This is a genomic window from Gemmata palustris, from assembly GCF_017939745.1.
GTDB classification, from domain to species: domain Bacteria; phylum Planctomycetota; class Planctomycetia; order Gemmatales; family Gemmataceae; genus Gemmata; species Gemmata palustris.
This window is the reverse complement of the sequence record NZ_JAGKQQ010000001.1, coordinates 4,754,583-4,776,939: the sequence shown is the minus strand read 5'-3', so window position 1 is coordinate 4,776,939 and position 22,357 is coordinate 4,754,583. Positions and strand designations below refer to the sequence as shown.

General features: G+C 66.3%; 12 protein-coding genes. 8 read left to right on the top strand and 4 right to left on the bottom strand.

The window, feature by feature from the left end:
- The first annotated feature begins 231 nt into the window (after positions 1 to 231).
- From J8F10_RS19645 to J8F10_RS19610, 8 genes are all read left to right on the top strand, one after another.
- Positions 232 to 3,576: a polyketide synthase dehydratase domain-containing protein gene (locus tag J8F10_RS19645; RefSeq protein WP_210656540.1), complete on the top strand. Its 3,345-nt coding sequence runs from the start codon at positions 232 to 234 to the stop codon at positions 3,574 to 3,576.
- Entirely contained in the window at positions 3,576 to 3,851 is a 276-nt protein-coding gene (locus J8F10_RS19640) for an acyl carrier protein (RefSeq protein ID WP_210656539.1), read from the top strand. Before J8F10_RS19645 ends, J8F10_RS19640 begins: the two co-directional genes overlap by 1 nt.
- A 386-nt stretch (positions 3,852 to 4,237) precedes the next feature.
- Complete coding sequence (locus tag J8F10_RS19635; RefSeq protein ID WP_210656537.1) at positions 4,238 to 5,074, top strand: alpha/beta fold hydrolase; 837 nt, start codon at positions 4,238 to 4,240, stop codon at positions 5,072 to 5,074.
- Between the two features lie 2 nt (positions 5,075 to 5,076).
- Positions 5,077 to 6,237 carry an ABC transporter permease gene (locus J8F10_RS19630; protein WP_210656535.1) on the top strand — a complete coding sequence of 387 codons (1,161 nt, stop codon included), beginning with the start codon at positions 5,077 to 5,079 and terminating at the stop codon, positions 6,235 to 6,237.
- The gene (locus J8F10_RS19625) at positions 6,230 to 6,958 is read left to right on the top strand and encodes an ABC transporter ATP-binding protein (RefSeq protein ID WP_210656533.1); all 729 of its coding nucleotides are present in this window, start codon (positions 6,230 to 6,232) and stop codon (positions 6,956 to 6,958) included. Before J8F10_RS19630 ends, J8F10_RS19625 begins: the two co-directional genes overlap by 8 nt.
- A gap of 198 nt (positions 6,959 to 7,156) precedes the next feature.
- A complete protein-coding gene (locus tag J8F10_RS19620; RefSeq protein WP_210656531.1) occupies positions 7,157 to 8,740 on the top strand; it encodes a PAS domain-containing protein in 1,584 nt (527 codons plus the stop codon).
- A gap of 86 nt (positions 8,741 to 8,826) precedes the next feature.
- Positions 8,827 to 9,603, top strand: coding sequence for a 3-deoxy-manno-octulosonate cytidylyltransferase (gene kdsB / locus J8F10_RS19615; protein ID WP_210656529.1), 777 nt, complete (start codon positions 8,827 to 8,829; stop codon positions 9,601 to 9,603).
- A gap of 100 nt (positions 9,604 to 9,703) precedes the next feature.
- Positions 9,704 to 11,338 (top strand): CTP synthase, encoded by a 1,635-nt coding sequence (locus J8F10_RS19610; protein WP_210656527.1) that lies wholly within the window; start codon positions 9,704 to 9,706, stop codon positions 11,336 to 11,338.
- A gap of 54 nt (positions 11,339 to 11,392) precedes the next feature.
- On the opposite strand, the gene J8F10_RS19605 is transcribed toward J8F10_RS19610, so the two are convergent.
- The 4 genes from J8F10_RS19605 to J8F10_RS19590 all read right to left on the bottom strand — a co-directional run bounded on the left by J8F10_RS19605 (position 11,393) and on the right by J8F10_RS19590 (position 22,171).
- Positions 11,393 to 12,103 carry a GDSL-type esterase/lipase family protein gene (locus J8F10_RS19605; protein WP_210656525.1) on the bottom strand — a complete coding sequence of 237 codons (711 nt, stop codon included), beginning with the start codon at positions 12,101 to 12,103 and terminating at the stop codon, positions 11,393 to 11,395.
- 127 nt (positions 12,104 to 12,230) lie between these two features.
- Positions 12,231 to 14,573, bottom strand: a complete 2,343-nt coding sequence (locus J8F10_RS19600; RefSeq protein WP_210656523.1) for an AAA family ATPase — start codon at positions 14,571 to 14,573, stop codon at positions 12,231 to 12,233.
- 620 nt (positions 14,574 to 15,193) lie between these two features.
- The gene (locus J8F10_RS19595; protein ID WP_210656521.1) at positions 15,194 to 18,511 is read right to left on the bottom strand and encodes an AAA family ATPase; all 3,318 of its coding nucleotides are present in this window, start codon (positions 18,509 to 18,511) and stop codon (positions 15,194 to 15,196) included.
- A 246-nt stretch (positions 18,512 to 18,757) separates the two neighbouring features.
- Positions 18,758 to 22,171 carry an AAA family ATPase gene (locus J8F10_RS19590; RefSeq protein WP_210656519.1) on the bottom strand — a complete coding sequence of 1,138 codons (3,414 nt, stop codon included), beginning with the start codon at positions 22,169 to 22,171 and terminating at the stop codon, positions 18,758 to 18,760.
- Between the last annotated feature and the right edge of the window lie 186 nt (positions 22,172 to 22,357).

Sequence of the window (22,357 nt, the reverse complement as noted above, 5' to 3'; positions counted from 1 at the left end):
AAGAGAGCCAGGGGTTGAAACCCCTGGCTATTCCCGGTGACCCCTTCGGGGTCCAAAGGCAAAAGACTAGGCCACTCGTTGTATTTGCGGCCCCAACGGGGCCACCGGGAATAGCCAGGGGTTTCAACCCCTGGTTCTATTCTCGTCGTTTTCGCGGCCCCAACGGGGCCGCCGGAAATAGCCAGGGGTTTCAACCCCTGGTGCTTCTATTTAACGCGAACAATTTCTCCCATGACTCAAACCCTCGCGCACCCGCAACCACACGTCATTCCGCCCGTGGTCGGCTGGGATACGGAAGTATTTGTGTTGCGCGGTGCGGACCGGGCCGCGCTGCGCGAGCGCGTGCTGGCTCTGGTGGAGCAGATCGAGCAACAGCCCGACGCCGCGCTCGTCGATTTCGCAGCGCCTCTCTCTCGCGAACTTCAGCCCGGCGGGGCGCGGCTCGCTGTCGTCGCGGGTTCCCGGGCCGACCTGCTCACGCGCCTCAAGCGGGCGGCGGAGCGAATCGGCGATCCGAAGACCAAGCAGGTCCGTGACGCGAACGGCATCTACTTCTTCGAGCAGCCGCTCGCGGAGCAGGGCACGGTCGCGCTCCTGTTCCCGGGCGAGGGCGCGCAATACCTGAACATGCTCGCGGACCTGTGCGGCGTGTTCCCGGAAGTGGAAGAAACCTTCGCGTGGTGCGACCAGCTCGCGGCCGAAGCCGGGCGCCCGGAGACTTCGTTACGGCGCGTGCTGCACCTCCCGGTCGATGCGACGGCCGAGGACAAGGCGGCCGCTGAAGCCGAATTGCGCGGCCTGGGGCCGTCCATCTTCGGCGTGCTGCTCGCGGACCAGGCGATCCTCCGCGTGCTCCAGAACCTTCAGATCCCGGTTTCCGCGATGGCCGGGCACAGCGCCGGCGAACTCGGCGCGCTGCTCGCGAGCGGGGCGATGCGCGCCCAGGACCAGCACGAGTCGCGGCTGCCGGAAATCATGGAGATCATGCAGCGCCAGGAGAGCGCGGTCGGTGGGCCGGAAGTCGTGCTGCTCGCGGTCGGCGCGAGCAAGGCGACCATCATGGAGGTCGCGGACGTGGTCGCGGGCGGCGCGGTGATCGTCGCGATGGACAACTGCCCGCACCAGTGCGTCGCGGTGGGGCCGGCGCACCCGATCGCCGCGGTGGAAGCCGCGCTCACGGAGCGCGGGATCATTTGCGAGCGGTTGCCGTTCAAGCGGCCGTACCACACGCCGCTGTTCGAGCCGTACATGGGGGCGCTCCGCGAGCTGTTCGTGAACGTGCCGTTCAGCCCGACGCAAACGGCCGTTTACTGCTGCTCCACCGGCGAACTGTTCCCGACCGATCCCGACGCCATGCGCGACCTCGCGGTGAACCACTGGGTCACCCCGGTCGAGTTCACGCGCATGATCGAAACCATGCACCGGGAGGGCGTGCGCCTCTTCGTGGAATGCGGCCCGCGTGGGAACCTGTCGGCGTTCGTGGAAGACATCCTCCGCGGCAAGTCGTTCGCCGCGATCCCCGCGAACGTGACGCGCAAGAGCGGCCCGACGCAGATCAACCACATGGTCGCGCAACTGGTCGCGCACGGCGTGGACCTGAACCTGGGCTACCTGTACGCGGGGCGAGAAGAACCTAACCCCCCAACCCCCTTCCCTAAGAAGGAAGGGGGAGAAATCCCAAGCATCAGTGAATACACGCTGCAAGCGCCGGTTTTAAGCCCCTCTCCGTTTAGGGGAGGGGTTGGGGAGGGGTTACAGGTAGGTTCCTCCATCATGAACGGTTACCTCGACGTGATGGAGCAGTTCCTCGACACGCAGCGCGAGGTGATGACGGCGTTCTTCCGTGGGCGCGGGCAATCAGCTCCGCTGCCGCCGGAACTGCTCGCGCTCGCGGACCTCTCGCTCCCGATCGATTCGGCGCCCGTTGCACCCGCTGCTCCCGAACCCAAGCCGTTCGCGCTCGTCGAATCCATCATCCAGTACGAACCGGGGCGCGAGATCGTGTTCCGCCGGGTGATGGACGAGCGCGAAGACCTGTACGCGGACGACCACACGCTCGGCGGGCGCGGCGTCAGCCGGGAGAACCCGGCGCAGAACGGGCTCCCCGTACTCCCGATGACATTTAGCCTCGAAGCGATGTCCGAAGCGGCGGCCATGCTCGTACCGGGCAAGGTCGTGATCGGGCTCCGCAACATCCGGCTGTTCCGGTGGCTGCCATTTGATGCCGAAACGACCACGCTCGAGGTGCGCGCCACGGTGTCGTCCGTGGACGAGGCGACCGGGACCGTCGAGGTCAAAGCGAACGTGCGCGACCTCGGCAACTCGTTCCTCCGCGAGGGCGCGAACAAGGCGTCGTCCGAAGCGGTGATCGTGCTCGCGGACCGGTACCCGGACCCCGCGCCCCCGCTGCCGTTCGACCTCACCGACGAAGTTCCGTGCAAGTCTACCATCGAAGATTTGCGCCGGAACATGTTCCACGGCCCCGTCTTCCAGATGATTCGCACGCTCGATCGGACCGGGCGCGAGGGGATCGAAGGGACGCTCGAAGTACAGTCACGCGAGACGTGGTTCCGCTCGAACAAAGATCCGCACTACGCGATCGATCCGGTGCTGATGGACGCCGCGATGCACATCCTCGGCGCGTGGCACCTCGAGCAACCGGACTGGACCGGGCGCATCCTCCTGCCATTTGAAGTGCAGAAGGTCGAATACTTCGGCCCCACGCCGGAAATCGGTTCGCACCTGGTCGTGCGCGGGCACAACGAGCAAGAGTCCGCGCGGCACTACCGGCACGGGCTCGAGGTGTTCGACACGCAAGGCAACCTGTGGTTGCGGCTCACGGGCGCGGGCTACTGGCGCTTCTATCTGCCGTTCGGTCACGTGAACTTCTTCGGCCCGAAGGACGAATACTACCTCAGCCGTTCCTGGCCCGAGGCCGCGGGGACCGATCCGAATTCCGAGCCCGCGGCCCCGTTCGCGCGGTGCCACTTCCTCGACCCGCCCGCGGACCTGAAGCAACCGGTGCTGCGTGCGGCGGGCGCGTATGTGACGATGACGCCGACCGAGCTCGACACCTTCGGGAAGTGGACGGGCACCGATGCGGGGCTGAACGACTGGTTCTTCGGCCGGCTGCTCGCGAAAGACGCCGCCCGCGCCGCGTGGGTGCAGAAGTACGGCGAGACGATCTTCCCCGCCGACATGGAAACCGAAGAGGCCGACGGCCGCATCGTGTGCCGCCCGCGCGGGGCCGCGAAGGGCGAGGCGTTCCCGCCCGTGAGCGTGGCCATTTCAGAAGGCACCGTGGCCGCGTTCTCCGCGTTCGCGAAGTACGTTGGCGTCGCGCTCCAAACGATTCCGAAGAGCGCCGCGGCCGAAGCCGAACGTGACGCGCGGTCGCGTGTGGCGTGCCTCGCGGTCGCGGACGCACTGCGCGTTCCCGCCGAGGGTTGCACGCTCCATTCTCTCGACGCGCTCACGGGCGCGGCGCTCGTGAGCGCAAGCGGCCAACGGTTCCGCGTTCAGACGGCGCGACAGAAGGAATCGGTCGTCGCTACCACTTTGTGCGAGGTAGCGTGATGCGAACGACTGACGAACTGCTCGCTGCACTCGGGGACGTGGTGCGGCAAACGTTCTCCGATCGCGATTTCCCGGAATCCGTCGATCTCGAGACGCGAGCCTTCGGCGACCTCGGCCTCGCGTCCATCGACCTCGTTGTGCTGGCCGAACGGCTCGACGCGCACTTCGGGCGCCGGTTGCCGTTCGGGGTCTTCCTGAAGGGCTTGCGGGATCGTGGCGCGGAAGACCTCGCGCTGGGTGATCTGGTCGCGTTTTTGCAGAAGTATGTGGATTGACGGGCGCTGGTTGCCGCGTCGTTCGCAAGATCTCAAAGGTGTGGTTGGCCCACCCGCTCGTTAACACTCGCGGTTCGCCCGAGTCTCCAGGCGAACCGCGAGTGTTAACGAGCGGGTGGAGTTTCTCGGTGTTAGCCTAAGACTTGCAGAATGTTAGCCGATGTTAGCCAAAGTGAGCATCCGACACGGAGCCATTCGAGGCCGCGACAGGACCAAAAGCCTTGAGGCGTCAGCAGTTGGCGCGATGTTCGCCCGGCGATAACACCCCAGCCGGCCCAAAACGTTAGCAATTGTTACCCACGGCAGGAGAAGTGGCCGATCTCGCCGTGCGAAGTCACTCCGACAATACGCCCGATCCACAGACCGCAGATCCAAGACGAGAAATCATGCCCGAAGTCGAGGTAAACGGAACGCGGCTCTTCTACCAGCAGTCCGGCGAAGGCCCGGACGTCGTACTGGTTCACGCGGTCACGAGCAACCAGGCCGTGTGGGTGTTTAGCGGACTGGTGGAGGCGCTTGCCGCCGACTTCCGCGTAACCGCATACGACATGCGCGGGCACGGCGCCAGCGCGCGCCCGGCGACCGGGTACACGTCCGCGGTCATGGCCGAAGACTTCCGCCAGTTGCACGCGACACTCGGGCTGAAGCCGGCGCTCTTGGTCGGCCATAGTTTCGGTGGCGTGGTGAGTATGCACGCGGCCGTTGTCGCGCCCGAGTGCGTCGCGGGTGTGTTGCTCTCGGATTCGTTTTTCCCCGGGTTGAAGCACGTCGAACCGAACTTCGGCAAGATGAGCATCTGGGTCGATCTGCGCGAAACGTTCGCGCGGGTCGGCGTCGAACTCGGGGACACGGTAGACTTCACCCGCCTGTTCCGCGAGACCGCGGCGCTAACGCCCGACAAGATGAAGGAGCTCGAAGATATTTACGGCGCGTTCGGGCGCGGGTGGTTGCGTCAGTTGCCGAGGCTCGCGGAAACCACGTGCGGTGATGAGGTTCTGGCCGAAGCCGGTCTCACGGAAAGCGTGCTCGCGGGCATCGCTCAGCCGGTTGTCGCACTGTACGACGAATTCTCCCCCTTTCTTGCCACCTGCCGGTGGCTAGAACAACATCTTGCCAGGTGCTCGGCCGAGATCATCCCGGCCGCGAAGCACCTGGCCATGCTCGATAACACGGCGGGCTTCACGGACGCCGTGAAACGGCACCTGACGCGGCTCTCGCAGTAACTATGTATTTTGTCGCATTCATCCTGAAGAACCTCACGCGGCGGCCGATCCGCACCGCGCTCACCGTACTCGGTCTCGCCGTCGCGGTGGGCAGCATGCTCGCCCTGCTCGCGGTGAGTTACAACGTCGAGAAGTCGGTCGAATCTGCATTCGACCGGCGCCGCGTCGATCTCGTTGTCATGCAGGCCGGCAAGTCCAGCGGGCTGAACAGCGACTTCAGCGAGGCCCTGGTCGAACAGGCGCGGGAGATCCGGGAGGTCGATAAGGTCTCGGAGGGCGTCGTCGACGTGACCGATATGACGCGCGACAGTGGCGCGTCCGACCCGGTGCTGATCCAGGGTTGGAAGCCGAGCAACTTCGGGTTCGAGGACATTCAGATCATCTCCGGGCGCAAGCTCGAAGAGGGCGAGCGGAGCAAGATCATGCTCGGCCGCACGCTCGCAACGAACCTCAACAAGAAGGTCGGCGACCACATCGTCTTCGGCGGCAACAAGGACAACCCCTACGAGGTCGTCGCGGTCTTCAAGAGCTTTGTGGTGTTCGAGGAGGGCGGAGCGGTCGTTTCGTTCCCGGACGGGCAGGCGCTCACCGGCAAGCGCGTGACCGGGTTCTCCGTGCGCGTGAAGAAGACCTCGCCCGACTCGGCCGCCGAAATCGAAGACGTGCGCCAGAAGATCGAGGCGCTCCGCGACCCCAAAGACAAGACCGCCCGGCTCTCGGCGCAGACGCCCGACGCCTACGTCACGTCCGTTTCGCAACTGAAACTGGTCCGAGCGGTCGCGTGGCTCGTGTCGGCCATCGCCCTGGCCATCGGCGTCATCAGCATGCTGAACACGATGGCGATGTCGGTGCTCGAGCGCACGCACGAGATCGGCATCCTGCGGGCGGTCGGCTGGCCCCCCGGGCGCGTGATCGGCATGATCCTGGGCGAAGCCGTGCTGCTGGCGACCGTCGCCGCGATTGGGGGCACGGTGATCGCTTTTCTGGGTATGCACCTGCTCACACTTTCGCCGAAGGTGAACGGGTTCATCGAGCCCGAACTCGCGCCTGTGGTGATCCTCCGCGGGGTTCTCATCACCGTGTTCATCGGGGTTCTCGGGGGGGCGTACCCGGCGTTCCGCGCGTCCCGCCTGCTGCCAACGGAGGCGCTCCGCCATGACTGACGGCCCCGCCGCCCACCTGCTTTACGCCGACCAAGTGGTGAAGACTTACCCGGACGGGGACGTCCACGCGCTGAACGGGGTCACGCTCGGCGTGCGGCCCGGGCAGCACGTCGCCATCACCGGACCGTCCGGGTGCGGTAAGTCCACGCTCCTGAACCTGCTCGGCGTGCTCGACAAGCCCGACGCCGGCGAGGTGTACTTCCGCGGCGAGCCGCTCTCCCGGCACCCCAACCTGAACCACTTTCGCGCCCGCCAGATTGGGTTCGTGTTCCAGTCGTTCTTCCTGATCCCGACGCTGACCGCGCGCGAGAACGTGCAGGTGCCGATGTTCGAGGGGCCACCTCGGAGCGCCCGCGAGCGTGTGAAGAAGGCGGACGAGTTGCTCGAACTCGTGGGCATGGCGAAGCGCGCCGACCACCTGCCGCAGAAACTGTCCGTCGGCGAGCGCCAGCGCGTGGCGCTCGCCCGCGCGCTGGCGAACGACCCCGCCATGCTCCTCGCGGACGAACCGACCGGGAACCTCGACTCCGACAACGCGGCAAAGGTGCTCGACCTGTTCGCCGCGCTCCAGAAGTCGCGCGACCTCGCGCTCTTGGTGGTCACGCACAGTGACGAAGTCGCCGAACGCGCCGACCGCGTGATTCGCATGAAGGACGGGCGCGTGGTCAGTGATTCCGGGACCGCCCGAGTGTCCGCCCAGGGGTGCGGGGGGAGTGGCTGACCGCGGGGTTCTCGTTTCGCGCCGGGCTGTCACTATCATTGTGCCGGGCGCCACTTTCTGGACGCTTTTTGCCCCGTGCCTCAAGTGGCACGAGGACGCGCATGGTTCCCCGGCGCTTTTCCCCTCGCGCGTGCTCCGGCGCGCTAAGATTCGGTTGACAGACGGAGATCCGATCCGCCTCGCGCCCAGAGGTTCGTGATGTTCACGCTGGTGAAAGCGCTCGAGACCATCGCCCAGCAGCCACGAACGTCGCGCCTGATGCGGTTGACCGCGCTGAAGTTCCCCTTGCTACCCCAAGCCGCCGAAACAATGGCGCTCGGGATGGCCATCAGCGACGCCACCCGCCCCGACTATCCCATCGTCTACTGTAACCCCGGGTTCGAGCGCCTGACGGGCTACACGTCCGAAGAGGTTTTGGGCCGCAACTGTCGGTTCCTCCAGGGGCCGAGCACCGACGCGCACGAGCTCGAAAAGCTCCGCCGGGCGCTGCGCGAGCGCGCCGCGTGCTCGGTCGTGCTGCGGAACTACCGGAAGGACCGGACGCCGTTCTGGAACGCGCTCTCCGTTACGCCACTCGAAGACGAAACCGGAACGGTCACGCACTTCGTCGGGGTGCAGACCGACATTACGAACGTGAAAGAACTCGAAGCGCAGTTCCTCCAGGTGCAGAAGATGGGCGTCGTCGGGCGCCTCACGGGGGGCGTGGCGCACGACTTCAACAACCTGCTCACCGTCATCAACGGGTTCGCGGAGGCCGTTCTCGATCTGTTGCCGCCGGACAACCCGACCCGCGACATGATCTCCGAGATCGCGGCGGCGGGTTCACGCGCGGCCGGGCTCACGCGCCAGTTGCTCGCGGTCAGCCGGAAGAACGGGGGGCGCCGCGCGCACGCGGACCTCAACGCCGTGGTGAACGCCTGCGGCAGCATCCTCCGCCGACTGCTCGGGACCGATATCGAGCTCCGGACCGAGTTCGCCCCGGACCTGTGCGCCACCACCACCGATCCGGGGCACGTCGAACAGGTGCTGATGAACCTCGTGGTGAACGCGCGCGACGCGATGCCCGACGGGGGCGCGCTCACCATCTCGACGCTCGGGGCGCACGTGCGGGGCGACGACCCGCTGCACCCCGGAATCCCCTCGGGCACTTACGCGGTGCTCCAGGTCGCGGACACCGGGCACGGGATGGACCCGGCGACACTGAAGAAGATTTTCGAGCCGTACTTCACCACGAAGCCCACTGGGAGCGGGACCGGACTGGGGCTCTCGACGGTTTGGGACATCGTGCAAAAGAGTCAGGGGCACGTGCGCGTGGATTCGGAGCGCGGACTGGGCACGACGTTTCGCGTGTACCTGCCGCGCGTGGACGCGCTCCCGTTCGAGCCGCTCCCGGACTCGTCGGGCGAGCACCGGCTGCGCGGCTCGGAGACGGTCCTCGTCGTGGACGGCGACGCGCCCGTGCGGGCGCTAATGACCCACGCGCTCCGCTCGCGGGGCTACACCGTGCTCGCGGCGCGCGACGCGCAAGAGGCAACCGCGCTCGTTTCCGACCACCCCGGGACCATCGATCTCGTGGTTTGCGACCTGATGCTCCCGGGGGCGCCGGGGCGCTCTCTGGTCCGCCGGCTCCGGGCGTCCCACCCGAACCTGGCGCTCCTGCTCACGTCGGGGTGCGTCGGCGAGGAGTGCGAGGTGCCGGACGGCGCGACGCCGTTCCTGGTTAAGCCGTTTACGCCGGTCGGACTCGCGGCCGAGGTGCGAAGGGTGCTCGACCGGCGCTGAAGTCGCGGGGTTCGCCTTGCCGAATTTCGGTGCCGCGAGTCTAATCCGCGGACGTTTCCCAATGCACGCTGACACGGAGGTCGGCCATGCGCGCCGCGATCGTCATTCCCGCGAGATTCGCATCATCGCGATTGCCCGGTAAACCGCTCCTGCGGGAAACCGGGAAGTACCTGATCCAGCACGTTTTCGAGCGGGCACAGAAAGCGAAGTGCGCGTCCGACGTGATCGTCGCCACCGACGACGACCGCATCTTCGCGGCGGTGCGGGAGTTCGGCGGCACCCCCGTGATGACGCGCGAGGACCACGTTTCCGGGACCGACCGCGTGGCCGAGGTCGCCGCGCGACTGGGCGCGGACGTGGTCATCAACCTGCAGGGCGACGAACCGCAATTCGACCCGGACGCGATCGACCTCCTCGCGGAACTGATGCGCGCTCCCGGTTCGGATATGGCCACGCTCGCGGTACCGATCACGGACGCGGAGACGTACCGCAACCCGAACGTGGTCAAGGTGGTGTGCGACGACCGCGGGCGCGCGCTGTACTTCTCGCGGTCCCCGATCCCGATGGTGCGGGACGGCGAACCGGACTTCGCCGCGAGCCCGGCGCGCTTCCTTCAGCACCTGGGCGTGTACGCCTACCGGCGCGACTTCCTCCTGCGGATCGCCGGAACCCCGCCGCACCCGTTGGAGCAATCGGAAAAACTCGAACAGCTCCGCGTCCTCGGTACCGGCGGCACAATCATGCTGGGGCAAGTGGCCCGCGCCCACCGCGGCGTTGACACCCCGGCCGATTACGCCGATTTCGTGCGTTGGTACCGGCAGAACGGCGACGACGGGGCGGGCGGAACGCGCCGCGCGGCTTAACGGTCCTTTGCGCGACCCGGCAACCTGCGCTGATTGGTTCGGCTCGGAGCGGGCGATATAGTGAGGTGATAGCCCGCCTCACGTTAAGGATCGCCGCGCGATGACCAAGCACATTTTCGTTACTGGTGGCGTCGTCAGCTCACTCGGAAAAGGGCTGACGTCCGCCTCCATCGGGCTGCTCTTGGAGAACCGCGGGCTGCGGGTGCGCTTGCAAAAACTCGACCCGTACTTGAACGTCGATCCCGGCACGATGTCGCCCTACCAGCACGGCGAGGTGTACGTTCTCGACGACGGCACCGAGACCGACCTCGACCTGGGGCACTACGAGCGGTTCACGCACGCGGTTCTCAACAAGGACTGCAACTACACCACGGGCAAGATCTACCTCTCGGTCATCGAGAAAGAGCGCCGCGGGGACTACCGCGGGAAGACCGTGCAGGTGATCCCACACGTCACCGACGAGATCAAGAGCTGCATCAAGAAGATGGTCGCGCCGGACGTGGACGTGGTCATCACCGAGATCGGCGGGACCGTCGGCGACATCGAGGGGATGCCGTACTTCGAGGCGATCCGCCAGTACGCGCTCGACGTCGGCAAAAATAACTGCCTGTTCGTTCACCTCACGCTCGTCCCGTACCTGAAGGCCGCCGGCGAGCTGAAGACCAAGCCGACGCAGCGCAGCGTGCGCGACCTGCGCGAGATCGGCATCCAGCCCGACATCCTCATCTGCCGCACCGAGAAGGAGATCCCGAAGGACGAGTGCGAGAAGATCGCGCTGTTCTGCAACGTCGAGCGCAACGCGGTGATCGAGGAGAAGGACAAGGAGTTCAGCATCTACGAGGTGCCACTCAGCCTCGCGAACAACAAGCTCGATCAACTCGTCGTGGAGAAACTGCACCTCACGCACGCGCGGCCGCTCGACATGAGCGAGTGGAGCCGGATGCTCGAAAACATGCGGGCGCCCGAGCACGAGATCACCATCGGGTTCGTCGGCAAGTACGTGAAGCACCGCGACGCCTACAAGAGCGTGTACGAGTCGCTCGACCACGCCGGGATCGCCCACCGCACGAAGGTGAAGGTGCTGCGCATCGAGTCGGACAAGCTCGCGGACGAGGGCGCGGCCCAGGCCCTGGCGACCGTGGACGGGCTGCTCGTCCCCGGCGGATTCGACAAGCGCGGGATCGAGGGGAAGATCGAAGCGATCCGGTTCGCGCGCGAGTCCGGGCTGCCGTTCTTCGGCATCTGCCTCGGGCTCCAGTGCGCGACGATCGAGTTCGCGCGCCACGTGGCCGGGCTGGAGAACGCGAACAGCACCGAGTTCGACAAGGCGTCCCCGCACCCGGTCGTGTGCCTGCTCGAAGAGCAGGCGGGCGTCACGGACCTCGGCGGCACTCAGCGGCTGGGCGCGTACCCGTGCCACCTGAAGCCGAACACCAAGGCCCGCGCCGCGTTCGGGGTGGACGTGATTAGCGAACGGCACCGGCACCGCTACGAGGTGAACAACAATTACCGCGACCGGCTCGAAGCGCGCGGCATGATCTTTTCGGGCACGAGCCCCGACGGGTCGCTCGTCGAGGCGATCGAGTTGCGGGACCACCCGTGGTTCGTGGCGGTGCAGTCGCACCCAGAGTTCCAGTCGAAGCCGACCAAGCCGCACCCGCTGTTCCGCGACTTCATCGGCGCGAGCCTCGATCGCCGCCGCACGCGCAAGCCCGTTGCGGTCGTGATGGGCTGAGGACGAAAGGGAAGTGGGAGCCGCGGGTAACGCGGCTCCCTTGTTTTGCAGCTCTTACTTCACCAGCTTCGCAATGTCTTCTTTGATTGCGTCGGCCCAAATCTTGTACCCCTCTTCGCTCAGGTGCAGGAAGTCGGGCATGATCTTCTTCTCGAGCGTGCCGTCCTTTTCCAAGAACTTCTCGCCGATGTCTTTGTAGAAGACCTTCTTGTCGTCGCCGAACGTGGCGAGGATCTTGTTCGTGTCGTTCACCTTCACGCGGATCTTGTCGTCGGCCTTCGGGGACCGCGGGAAGATCGCGAGCAGGAGCACCTTCGTGTCGGGCTTCTGCTTTTGAAGTTCGGCGATGATGGCCTTCACGCCGCCCGCGATCTGCTCGGGCGTGTGTGCGCTCATGTTGTTCGTGCCGATCATGATGACCGCGAGTTTCGGCTTCAGCGGTTCGATTTCCTTGCCCACGGTGATGCGCCAGATCACGTCCCCGGTCTGGTCGCCGCCGATGCCGAGGTTCACCGGCTTGAAGGCGCCGAAGGCCTCGGGCCACACTTTCTTTCCATTCCCTTCCCAGCCCTGAGTGATGGAGTCGCCGAGGAAGATCACGTCGCCCTCACCTTTCTCCACGATCTTCAGGAACTGTTTGTGGCGCGGGACGTCGCGCGGGCGCGGTTGTGCGGCCGGGTTGTCCTTGGCGTCTTTCGCGCCGAGGGGCGCGGTGACACACAGCGCCAGCACGAGGCCGGTGCTCACGATTCGGCGAACGAGCATGGAGATTCTCCGGTACGGTCAGATCGGGGGTGGGAAGGTGGGCGGGAACGAGTTCGTAGCCTGAACCCCGGTAGTATCCCGGTTCGCGCCGCACACGGCAACAGTTATCCCACCGTTCGCCGCCGCTTTACGCAGACGAAAACGCGCACCCGCTGCTCGCCCAATCCGCCCGCACCGTTTGCCCCTCGGCAGTGTGGTTCGTGAGCAACCAGCGCGCGAGCGGCGCGACCACTTCGCGCTCGATGGCGCGCTGCAGCGGGCGCGCGCCGTACCGCGGATCGAAGCCGATTGCGGCGAGGTGCTCCACCAGCGCTTCCGACCAGTGGACGTTCACGCCACTCCGCGCCAGTCCTTCGCGCTTGGCGATGGCGTCGAGTTCGCGCCGGGTGATCGCTCGCACGGACGCGGGCAACAGCGGACGGAACGTTACGACCGCGTCCATTCGGTTGAAGAACTCCGGGCGGAAGAACTTCATGGCCGCGTCCTGGTATTGCGCACCCGTGTTCTCGCCGCCGAACCCCACCGCGCGCGACGTGCCCGAGCCGAGGTTCGAGGTCATCACAATAATCGTGCTGCGGAAGTTCGTGACGCGCCCGTACTGGTCCGTGAGCCGGCCCTCGTCGAACACGCCCATGAGCGCGTCGAACACATCGGCCGCGGCCTTCTCAATTTCGTCCAGCAGTAGCAGCGAGAACGGCTGCCGGCGCACTTGCTTCACCAACTCGCCCGGCTCACCGCGCGGCGGACCGAGCAGCCGATACACCGCGTCGAACCCGCCGTACTCGCTCATGTCCAGCCGGATCAATCGATCGGCGCGGAACTCGGGGGGCGGAACGCGGAGCGAAGAAACAGAAGGGGGCACCTCTTTGCGGGCCGTCGATTTTGGTTCCGCGCTTTCGCTGTGCCCGAAGAAGTAGGTCGCGAGCGCCTGGGCCATGTGCGTCTTGCCGACACCCGTGGGGCCGCAGAACAGCATCACCGCGGGCGGCCGCGTCGGGTCGTTGAGCCCGGCCTTCACCGTCATTACGATGTTCGCGGCGGCTTCGCACGCTTCCGGCTGGTCGATCACGCGGGCGCGGAACCAGTCGAGGGCGCTCTCGCGCCGGAGCGTGATCTCGTCGCGCAGGAACAGCTCGGGTAGCCCCGTTTGTCGGCGGAACTGGTCCACCACCGCGCCCGGTGTGACCGGCTTCTTGTCCTGCTTGACGTGCGTATCGACGAGTTGGCGCGCGAACGCGGACGCCGGCCCCGGGAACGCCGCGTAGGGCATGAAGCGCCGGAACAGCCGCACGATGCGCTCGCCCGTGCCGCGCTCGACCTCGACGCCGGGGCCACTCGCAGTCGCTTCGAGTTGTCGATCGATGACCGTAAGGGCCGTGGCGCGGTCAAACGGTTCGACGCGCACGATCTGGAACAGGTCCGGCAATCCCGGCATGAGCCGCCGGCAAGCGTCGAGTTCCGCGGGCGTGACTTCCGCAATCATGCGAAGCTCGCCACGGGCGAGGTACGGCACCAGCAACGCGGCGATGCTGTCCGTCGGCCCGAGGCCGCCCGCGCGGACCAGCTCCAGGAGGCGCTCGACGCACAACACGCCACCGAGTTCGCCGAGTTCCGCGATCACCGATTCGACGCGCTCTTCCCACTGGCCGAGGTACTTCATCCCGGCGACGATGCGGCCCGCGGACGTGAGCCAGAACCGCCGTTTGTGCTTCACGCCGGGGCGCTCGTCTTCTGCGAGCGCCTTCTTTTCGGCCTCCTTCACCGCGTCCACCATGAGCGTCGTTTTGCCGGCGCCGCTCTCGCCGACGAGCAGCACGTTGGCCTTCTCGTGGTGGAGCTTGCGGACGAGCGCCGTCAGCTCGGTCTCGCGGCCCCAGGCTCGCGCGTACCCTTTGCGCACGGCGCGATCGCCGACCGGCTCGGCCACCCGCGCGAGTGTCGGGGGAGGGGGGATCGTGAGTAGAGCGCCCGGAGGTTCCTTCGGCACAGGGACAACGATTTCGAGCAGTTCCGCTTCGATCGGCGGGAGGTACGCGCCGACCTGCTCCGGCGTCAGCCCCTCGAGCTTCTGCGAAACGTACCGCTCGACGAGCTTTTCGAGTTCCGTGCGATTGGGGTAATCGAACCGGATGCCGAGCAGCGGGAGGTCCGCGGTATGTTGCCCGCTCTTGCGCGTGCCAACGACGCAGGGAACGCGCACCGGCACTTCGGCGTCGGTGGGGTACAACCGGTTGGCCCCCCGGTACTCGGGCCGCACCGCCACGGTGAACCACCGCAGTTCCGGCTCGCCGAAGTCGGGCGCGGTCGTCCACTGCTCCTTGCGGTGCAGCCAGCGGAAATACTCTTTGAGATCGTCGCGTGCGTCGTTCGCGGTCGCGCCGAACCCGGTGGTACCGAGGTCGAGCGCGATCGCGGAGAAGCCGCCGGCGGCGTCGCGACAGAGCAGGGCGTGATAGCGCGCGGTGGGCATAGTGGCTCGGGCTGGCTAACAATTGCTAACAATTTGGGGGTCGGACCGTCGATCGCAGGCCGCAACTATTGGAATCGTCAGCAGTTGGTGTTATTTGGCCTCTTCACCGGGCCGGCCCGATGGGTAACAACGGCTAACATTTCTGCGTTCCTGGCTCACATCGGCTCCCAAATTGATTGATTTTGTAGAGAACGATTTCAATCTGAATTATACGGATAAATAGCTAAATATGGATGAATCAATAACTTCCGTTCTGTTGATCGCCCGTGATGACACATGGAGACTAACAAGTAGCAAAATTCCGAGTTTTTGGGCTAACATCTGTCCAAAATCCCGCTCCCATTGGCTAACATTCGCGCCTCACGATCAAGTCGTTAAGATTTATGTGGCGAACGGCCGGCGTGAGCCGGCTGGGGCAGTGCCGAGACCCAGTGCATCACTCGTCGGACTGGGTCGATCCGGGTGTGGGTGGCACTGTGGCTGGTAGCCCCCCCACCAGCCGTTCGCCAAATCACCTGACACTTCGCACCCGGTTGGTCGCCTTTGAATCCGCTCCAGACATCTGGGTTTCGTAAATTGTATACTAGTGGACACAAGAATACAAATAATTTGGTGACCGATCACGTTGTTTGTTGGCCCGCGCGCGGGAGCGCGGCGAGCGCGAACGCGCGGAACACTTCGGGGAAGTCACTTCGCCCGGGGAGAGGCGATACTAATCCCGTGCGCACGTCCGCGACCGGTTGACCCTCGGCGTACACACGGAGGATCGGCCCGAACGCGAACGGGTCCGCGACTTCGTCCGGCCACGAATCGAGCACGTCCACGCGCAGCGGAACCGGTCCGCCGTGCTTCGGCAAGTACAGGTGCGTGCCGCACTCTACGCGGGCAAGCGCTCGCGCGTGGAACCCCTTCAACTGAATGACCGCGTGGCTCATTTGCAGCTCGGGTTTCGTCGCGTCCGACAACTCGAGGCCGAACTGCGTTCCCCAAGCGGCCCTGTATTTGGCGGCGTGGATCGTGACCCACTTCGATGGTTCGCCGTCCGGGAACCCGCGCACGAGCAGGTACACCGGCTTATCATCGACGGGCGCGGTGGCCATCAGGTTCAGGAGCGCGAGCCGGTTCTCCACGTCGAACACGTCCTGGTCGTCCGGCAGCGGCTCGGACGTGTCGAAGAGTTCGCGCAGCGCGTCCTCCATGTTGTCCGCGGAGGCGAGCGAGCGGAGCGGTTGTGCGACGGCGTGGTTGTGATTCGTGAGCATTTTGCGCTTGATCGCGCGGTACCGAGTCCGGCGCCCGGTCGCTTCGGGCTGCGCGGCTTCGAGATAAAAATGTTTGCGGTCCTCGAGGCGGCTCTCGTAGTCGTTGAGCGCGTCGGCGATCGCGTCGGCGAGTTCCTTCAGCGCGAAATAGCGCTCGTGGTCGCGGGTGACTTTCCCCGCCACGAGCGCGGTTCCGGGGCGGATCGCGTTCAACACTTCATCGACCCGGTCGAGTGCGGCCCATGCCGCGGCGAGGCGCTCGTTCAGGGGTACCGCCGCGCGCTGGTCGAGTGGCAGTTGCGCGGCCCATTCCGGCGCCTGCACGCTCACCGTCAGTGCCCGGGGGTTCGACTTCACCGTGACGACGGTCAGTTCGTTGACGTCGAGTGAGGCGAGCCGGGCCGCGGCCGGTTGCGTCAATTCGCGCTCCACCGCGCGCTTCATCGCTCGCGCGCCGAGGGCCGGGTCGTAACCGGCCTGGATCACGCGCTCCAGTGCGTCCGGCGCGACGTTCAGCACGCACTTGCGCTGGCCGAACCCCTCGCGCGAAAGCACTTCATTTACGAGGCGCCGGGCGATGCGACCCATTTCGTCGCGTGACAACTTGCGGAACGGAATCACACGGTCCAGCCGGTTGAAGAACTCCGGGCGGAAGAACTTCTCCGCGGCGCGCGTGTAAGCGAACGACCGGTCCGCTTCGGGCACGAACCCGAGGGCACCTTCGGCCTCGCGCACCCCGAGGTTCGAGGTCATGACGACCAGCGCGGACGTGAAATCGGCCGTGCGCCCGAGCGAGTCCGTGAGCCGGCCCTCGCCGAGCAACTGGAGCAACAGGTCGAACACTTCGGGGTCGGCCTTTTCGATCTCGTCGAGCAAAACCACGGCGAACGGTTGCCGCCGGATCGCGCTCGTGAGCAGGCCCTCGGGTTGAGTGAACGTGCCGACCAGACGGGCCGCAGCGCCGGGCTGGTTGAACTCGTTCAGATCGAACCGCAAGAGCCGGTCACTTTCGCCGAACAGGGTGCGGGCGATGGCCTTCGCGCACTCCGTCTTGCCCACACCGGTGGGGCCGAGAAACAGGAACGCGGCGAGCGGGCGGTCGGGGTCGTTGAGCCGCGCTTTGGCCACACTCACCACGTCCGCGAGTGCTTCCACCGCTTCCGTCTGTCCGATCACCTGTTCCTGGAGCTTGTCGCGCACGTCGTCGCGGTCGAGGCGCTGTTTCGGATCGAGGAAGGCGAGCGAAAGTCCGCTACGGGCCGCGAAGTCGGCGAGCACGTCGTCCCGCGTGATCTCCGGGCGCGGGGGGAACTCGTACCCGTCGCTCGGGCGCGTGGTGTCGTACAGAACTTGCGCGAGCAACTCTTCTTGCTTCGTTGAGGCGCGCACCGCGAGGCGCGTGAGTACGTTCGCGGCTTTACCGGGAAACGCGGCACTGCGATCGTAGCGCCGTTGTTGGTCGATGACCGCGGGCAACACGTCGAGGCCGAAAATGCACGTGTGTTTGCCTTCGAGTCGGCGCTGCTGGTCGATCAAGATGCGCAGGGTATCGGCGTCCGTCGGCTGGCGCACCGGGATGATGTGGAACAGGTCCGCGAACCCGCGGTCGCGCTCTTGCAGCACGCGCAGACCTTCGGGCGTGATCTCGCCGAGAACCCGCACGTCGCGCTGCTCGAGGTACGGCTTCAGCACGACGGCCGCACTGAGCGTGGACTGGCCCGTCACCCCTGCGAGGAACAAACCGAGCAAATCATCGAAATAGAGAACGTGGTCGCGCTTCCGCGCGTGTTTGAGGATCGCGAGCAGCCGGCCCTCCCACTGCCCCACATACGACATGCCGGAGATGAGCCGCTGCGGGGAGACGAGCCACGTGTTGTACCACTGGCGGTGGACCGCTTTGCGCGCGGCCACCCGGCGGTACACGCACTCGTGAATGACGGCGGACTTGCCCACCATGCGCGGGCCGCACAGCAGGACCGGCCGGCGGTCGTTGAGTTCGAGGAGCCGGGCGAGTTCGTTGACTTCGAGGTCGCGCAGCACGGCGCGATCGAGTTCGTCCGGGTAGAGCCAGTCGAGGCACCGCCCGACGCGGCGCAGTTCGGTCGCGCCGTCACTCGTTTCGCCCCCGCCGAGCGCGAGAAAATTCGTGGGCGGCTTCTTCGGCACGACCGCGGGGACGTTCGCGCTGATGTCGAGCACCTCGACCCATGCCTTCCCCGCGAGCGAACCGTCTTCGGGGCGCACGTCGTCCGCTTCGTCTGCGTCGCGCTCGATCGCGCGCCAGTGTTCGGAGTAAACGGCCTGCGCGCGGACCTCGAGCGGTTCCCCGCGCGTCATCTCGAACCACAAATCGGGAACCACCGGTGTGAACGCCAATCTGCGCCCCAGGTGATCGAACGCGAGCAGCAGGTACTTGGTACGGGCGACGCGCCGGCGCAACTCGATTTCCACCGGGACGCGGTGCGCTGTGACTTGGGGGCAGAACGCCCACGCCGCGAGCTCGTTGTGGCGCTCCTTGCGGCCCAGCGCTTCGAGCAACTCCACGAGGTCGCGCGTGAGCTTGGTGAGCAACCGGTTGAGGTTCCCGTCGGTACGTTCCGGGGACGCGAAGAACAGCGGTCGGGCGGTGTAACCGCCTTTGTGCTGGAACACGTACATCGGAATGCGGAAGTTCATAAGCGAAGAACCTCTCCCCCCAACCCCCTCCCCTAAAAAGGGAGGGGGAGCAGAAAGACAACCTACCCCCCCGCCCCCTCCCTAAAGGGAAGGGGGAGCAGGCGCGCGAAATCACTGTGCTTGAAACTGCGTCCGTATCCGGGAGTTCTTTCTCCCCCTTCCCTTTAGGGAGGGGGGATAGGGGGTAGGTTTTGACTCGAACCCCTTCCCCTCAGAAAGGGAGAGAGGTTCTGCCGCCCCTCTCTCCTACTCCGCGATCATCTTGAGTAGCCGGGCGCGAACGTTCGCGGCGAGCGCGGGGGCGAGCCAGCGGCTCAGCGCGCCGTACTGGTTCGTCCACACGCGCTCGAGGTTGCCGTCGTGCATCTCGCCTTTTATGCGGTCGTACTGTCGCCGGATTTCCTCGTCGCGGTACCACCCGCGCCGAACTACGGTTTCGGGCGGGCGGTACGCGCCCAGCGGTTCACCACTGAACCGCACCATCACGTTCGGGTTATCGTCGGTCTGGTCTTCGAGCGGCTTGATCTGGTGCAATCCGGTTTCTCCCCCGAACCGCAAATGGGCACCCGGACCACTAATGTCGAGTGCGATCCCGACGGTGTTCTTTTCTGCGTAGCTGCGCGCCTGCGCGGGCGTGATCGGCACGCGCTTCAGCAGCAGTTTCGCAGGCGCGGCCAGCAGTAAGAACCGGTCCCCGATCCACACGGTTGTTGGCGCGGGCGCTTGCCCGCCCGGAGGCGGGGTGTCGGTCGGGCGCGGCGCTGCCGGCGGTGCGGGGACCGGCTCGTCCGAGTCCGGCAAGTCGTAGCGGATCATGTCGACCGTCAGCCCGTTGTCATTCGCAATGTTCCGGTACGCCGACGCCATTTCCGCCAGGTGCTCGCGGTGCTCACTAAAGAGGGCGAGCGTGACGCGGTCCCCGGTCGGCGCGTTCAGCGCGTACAAGCGAAGGAGCAGCTTGTCCCAGTTCTGGTTCGCGTCGTCGAGCCGCTCTTGCAGATCGGCGGGCGGGTTCTCGGCCGTCTCGTGGAACGCGACCACGGCCGCGTCTTCGAGGGCGAACGCCGCGCTCCGTTGCTGGAGCACGTCCCCGGCGACATCGCGCAGCTTCCCGAGCGCCGCGAGAACGTACTGGTCCTCGGCGGTGAGCTTCTTTTTCGCGGCCTGCTTCTTCAGGATGCGCGCCTCTTGTTGGGAGAACTGGTACACATCATTGTTCAACTCGCGCACGGTGGAAGACGCCGCGAGCAACTGGTGCCACCGGCGCATTGCTTGCGCGCTGGAGGCGAGCTTCCCGCTCGGGCTGGATGGTTCGCGCTGGGCCTTTGCACGAGCGCCTTGAAGTGGCCGAACAAGCACCGAAGGCGCGTTCCGCTCGAAACCGATTTCCACGGACAGCGGAACGTCACCCGCGTGGCGGTTCATTTGTCGCGCGAGCGGCGCGAGCAACTCGCGCTCCATCGCGCGCTTCAGCGGGCGCGCGCCGTACCGCGGGTCGTAGCCCGTTTCTGCGAGATGGTCGAGTAAGAGTGCGTTCGCCGAAAGCGCGAGTTCGCGGAAGCGGACGCCGTCGCGGTTGAGCACCTTGTGCCACTCGCGGTCCGCGATCCGGCGGATGACGTCGGTGCCGAGCGGCGCGAACGGTACGATGCGATCGAGCCGGTTGAACATTTCGGGCCGCAGGAATTGCTCGACGGCCCGCGCGAAGTGCTCTTGCGATTCCGCTTTGCCGGCGCCGCCCCCAATGAACCCCGCGGCCCCGCGCCGGAACGACTCCGCGCCGAGGTTCGACGTGAGAATGACTACCGTGTTGCGGAAGTCCGCGAGCCGCCCGCCCGCGTCCGTGAGGCGCGCTTCGCCGAGCGCTTGCAGGAGCAGGTCGAAGAACGAGCCGTCGGCCTTCTCAACTTCGTCGAGCAGCAGCACGCTGAACGGCTGCTCGCGGACCTTCGCGGTCAGCAACCCCTCGGTCCCGAACGCCCCGCCCACCAGTCGGCGCACCGCGACCGGGTCCGCGAACTCGCTCATGTCGAAGCGCGTGAGCCGGTCCTTCGAGCCGAACAGGAACTCCGCGACGGCCTTGGCCATCTCCGTTTTGCCCACCCCGGTCGGGCCGATGAACAGCAGCGACGCGATGGGCCGGTTCGGGCGCGTGAGTCCGGCTTTTACCGTCGCGAGCAGGTCCGTAACGAGGTGGACCGCGTCCGGCTGGCCGACGACGCGGCCCGCGAACCACGTGTGCGTCTCCGCGAGATCGAGCGGCACGTTCGGGTCAATGATGGCCCGCGGGAGGCCGGTTTCGCGCGTGAACCCGTCGAACACTTCGCTCTCGGTGACGGGCGCGTCTTTGGCGCCGTCGCGAATGAGGTTTTCGAGGAACCGGAGCGGCCGACCCGGGTACGCGGAGTAGGTCGCGTACCGGCGGTGGAGCCGGTCCGTTGCCGCGAGCGCGGCGGGTTCGGTCACGCGCCGGGCGTTGTCGCGCGCGAAGCTCGCGAGGATCACGCGCCCCCTTGCCGCGTCGGGTTCTTTTACCGTGATGTGGCGGAACGCATCGAGCAACTGCGGGTCTTGCTTCTCGATCAGCGGGATCTGCTCGGGGGTGCATTCCGCGATGCAGAGGAACTCGCCGCGCGCGATCGCGGGGCGCAGGAACGTCGCGATACCGGAACTGTTGTGCTCGCTCTTACCCACTTCGAGCAGTTCCACGAGCGGGCCGACGTGAACGACGGCCTTCTTCCTGGTCGCGTCCTTGACGAGTTCCTGGCAGCGCTCCTGCCACATCCCGAAGCCGCACTGCCCGGCGACGATGCGGGAACCGCTCGTCTGGTACACCGGCGCGCACGCGGTCTCGAACCGGCGCCGGGCGAGTTCGCGCACCGCGGCCGTTTTACCCACACCGCTCGGGCCGATCAGGAGCACACTTTGGGCCGGGTTCCCCGTCAGCGCGCGGGTGAGTTCGGTTACCGTTTCGTCGGTCTCGTAGGCCTTTTCGCGGTCGCGCCCGAGGAGCGTGCCGATTTGCTGGAGCAGCGATTTTTTGCCGTCTTGTTCGGCGGCTTCGGCGCGCAGTACGCGGTCCTTGAGCGTGGGAACGCGGACGGTCAGGGTGTGGTGCTCCACCGCGAACCCGAGCGTCGTTTGCACCGCGGCGAGGGAACGCAAGTTGACGGACAGGTTCAGGCGCCGGAGCGCGGCGAGCGATTCTTTTTGCAGCAGCGACACGAGGTCGTCACTCGGCGCGGCGATGACTTCGATCCCGAGCTCGATCACGCGCGCGAGGACGTAGTGCTCGTGACGCGGGCCGAGCGCGCTGAACGGTGCGGTGTCGGGCGCCGGATCGGGCTGTGATTGGTCCCACACGGCCGCGTGGAACTCGAGCACGAGCGGGTCGCGCCAGGCTTCGTTCGCGCGCGGCGGCGGGAGTTCCAGCGTGAACGTGAGCTCGCGCGCGGCTCGCGCGCGGCGGCGCTGAATCAGCGTGGCCGGATCGAGTTTCGGGAGGAGTTCGAGCAGGTTCCGGCGCGCCGCGGAGCCCGACAGCGCGCGGTTCGCACCCAGTCGCGCGAATTCCGGGAACAGGAGCGGTTCCGCGAGTACCGCGCCCGGACCGACTTTACGCAGCGCCAGAGAGACGGGGAACGCGATCTCGGACGCCATGTGTCCTCCGGGGCGAACAACGGTTGACTCTTCTTGAGACGTCCGGTTCCGGTTGTGGGGCGGGCCAACGGTCGATGATCGCGGTGCTTTCCCGCGCCTCCTGGCACGGACCGTCTCGTGTGTAGCACCCGCCGCGCTTCGGAACGCCGGCACCGGTGCCCAACTACGAGAGGCGGAACACGTCCG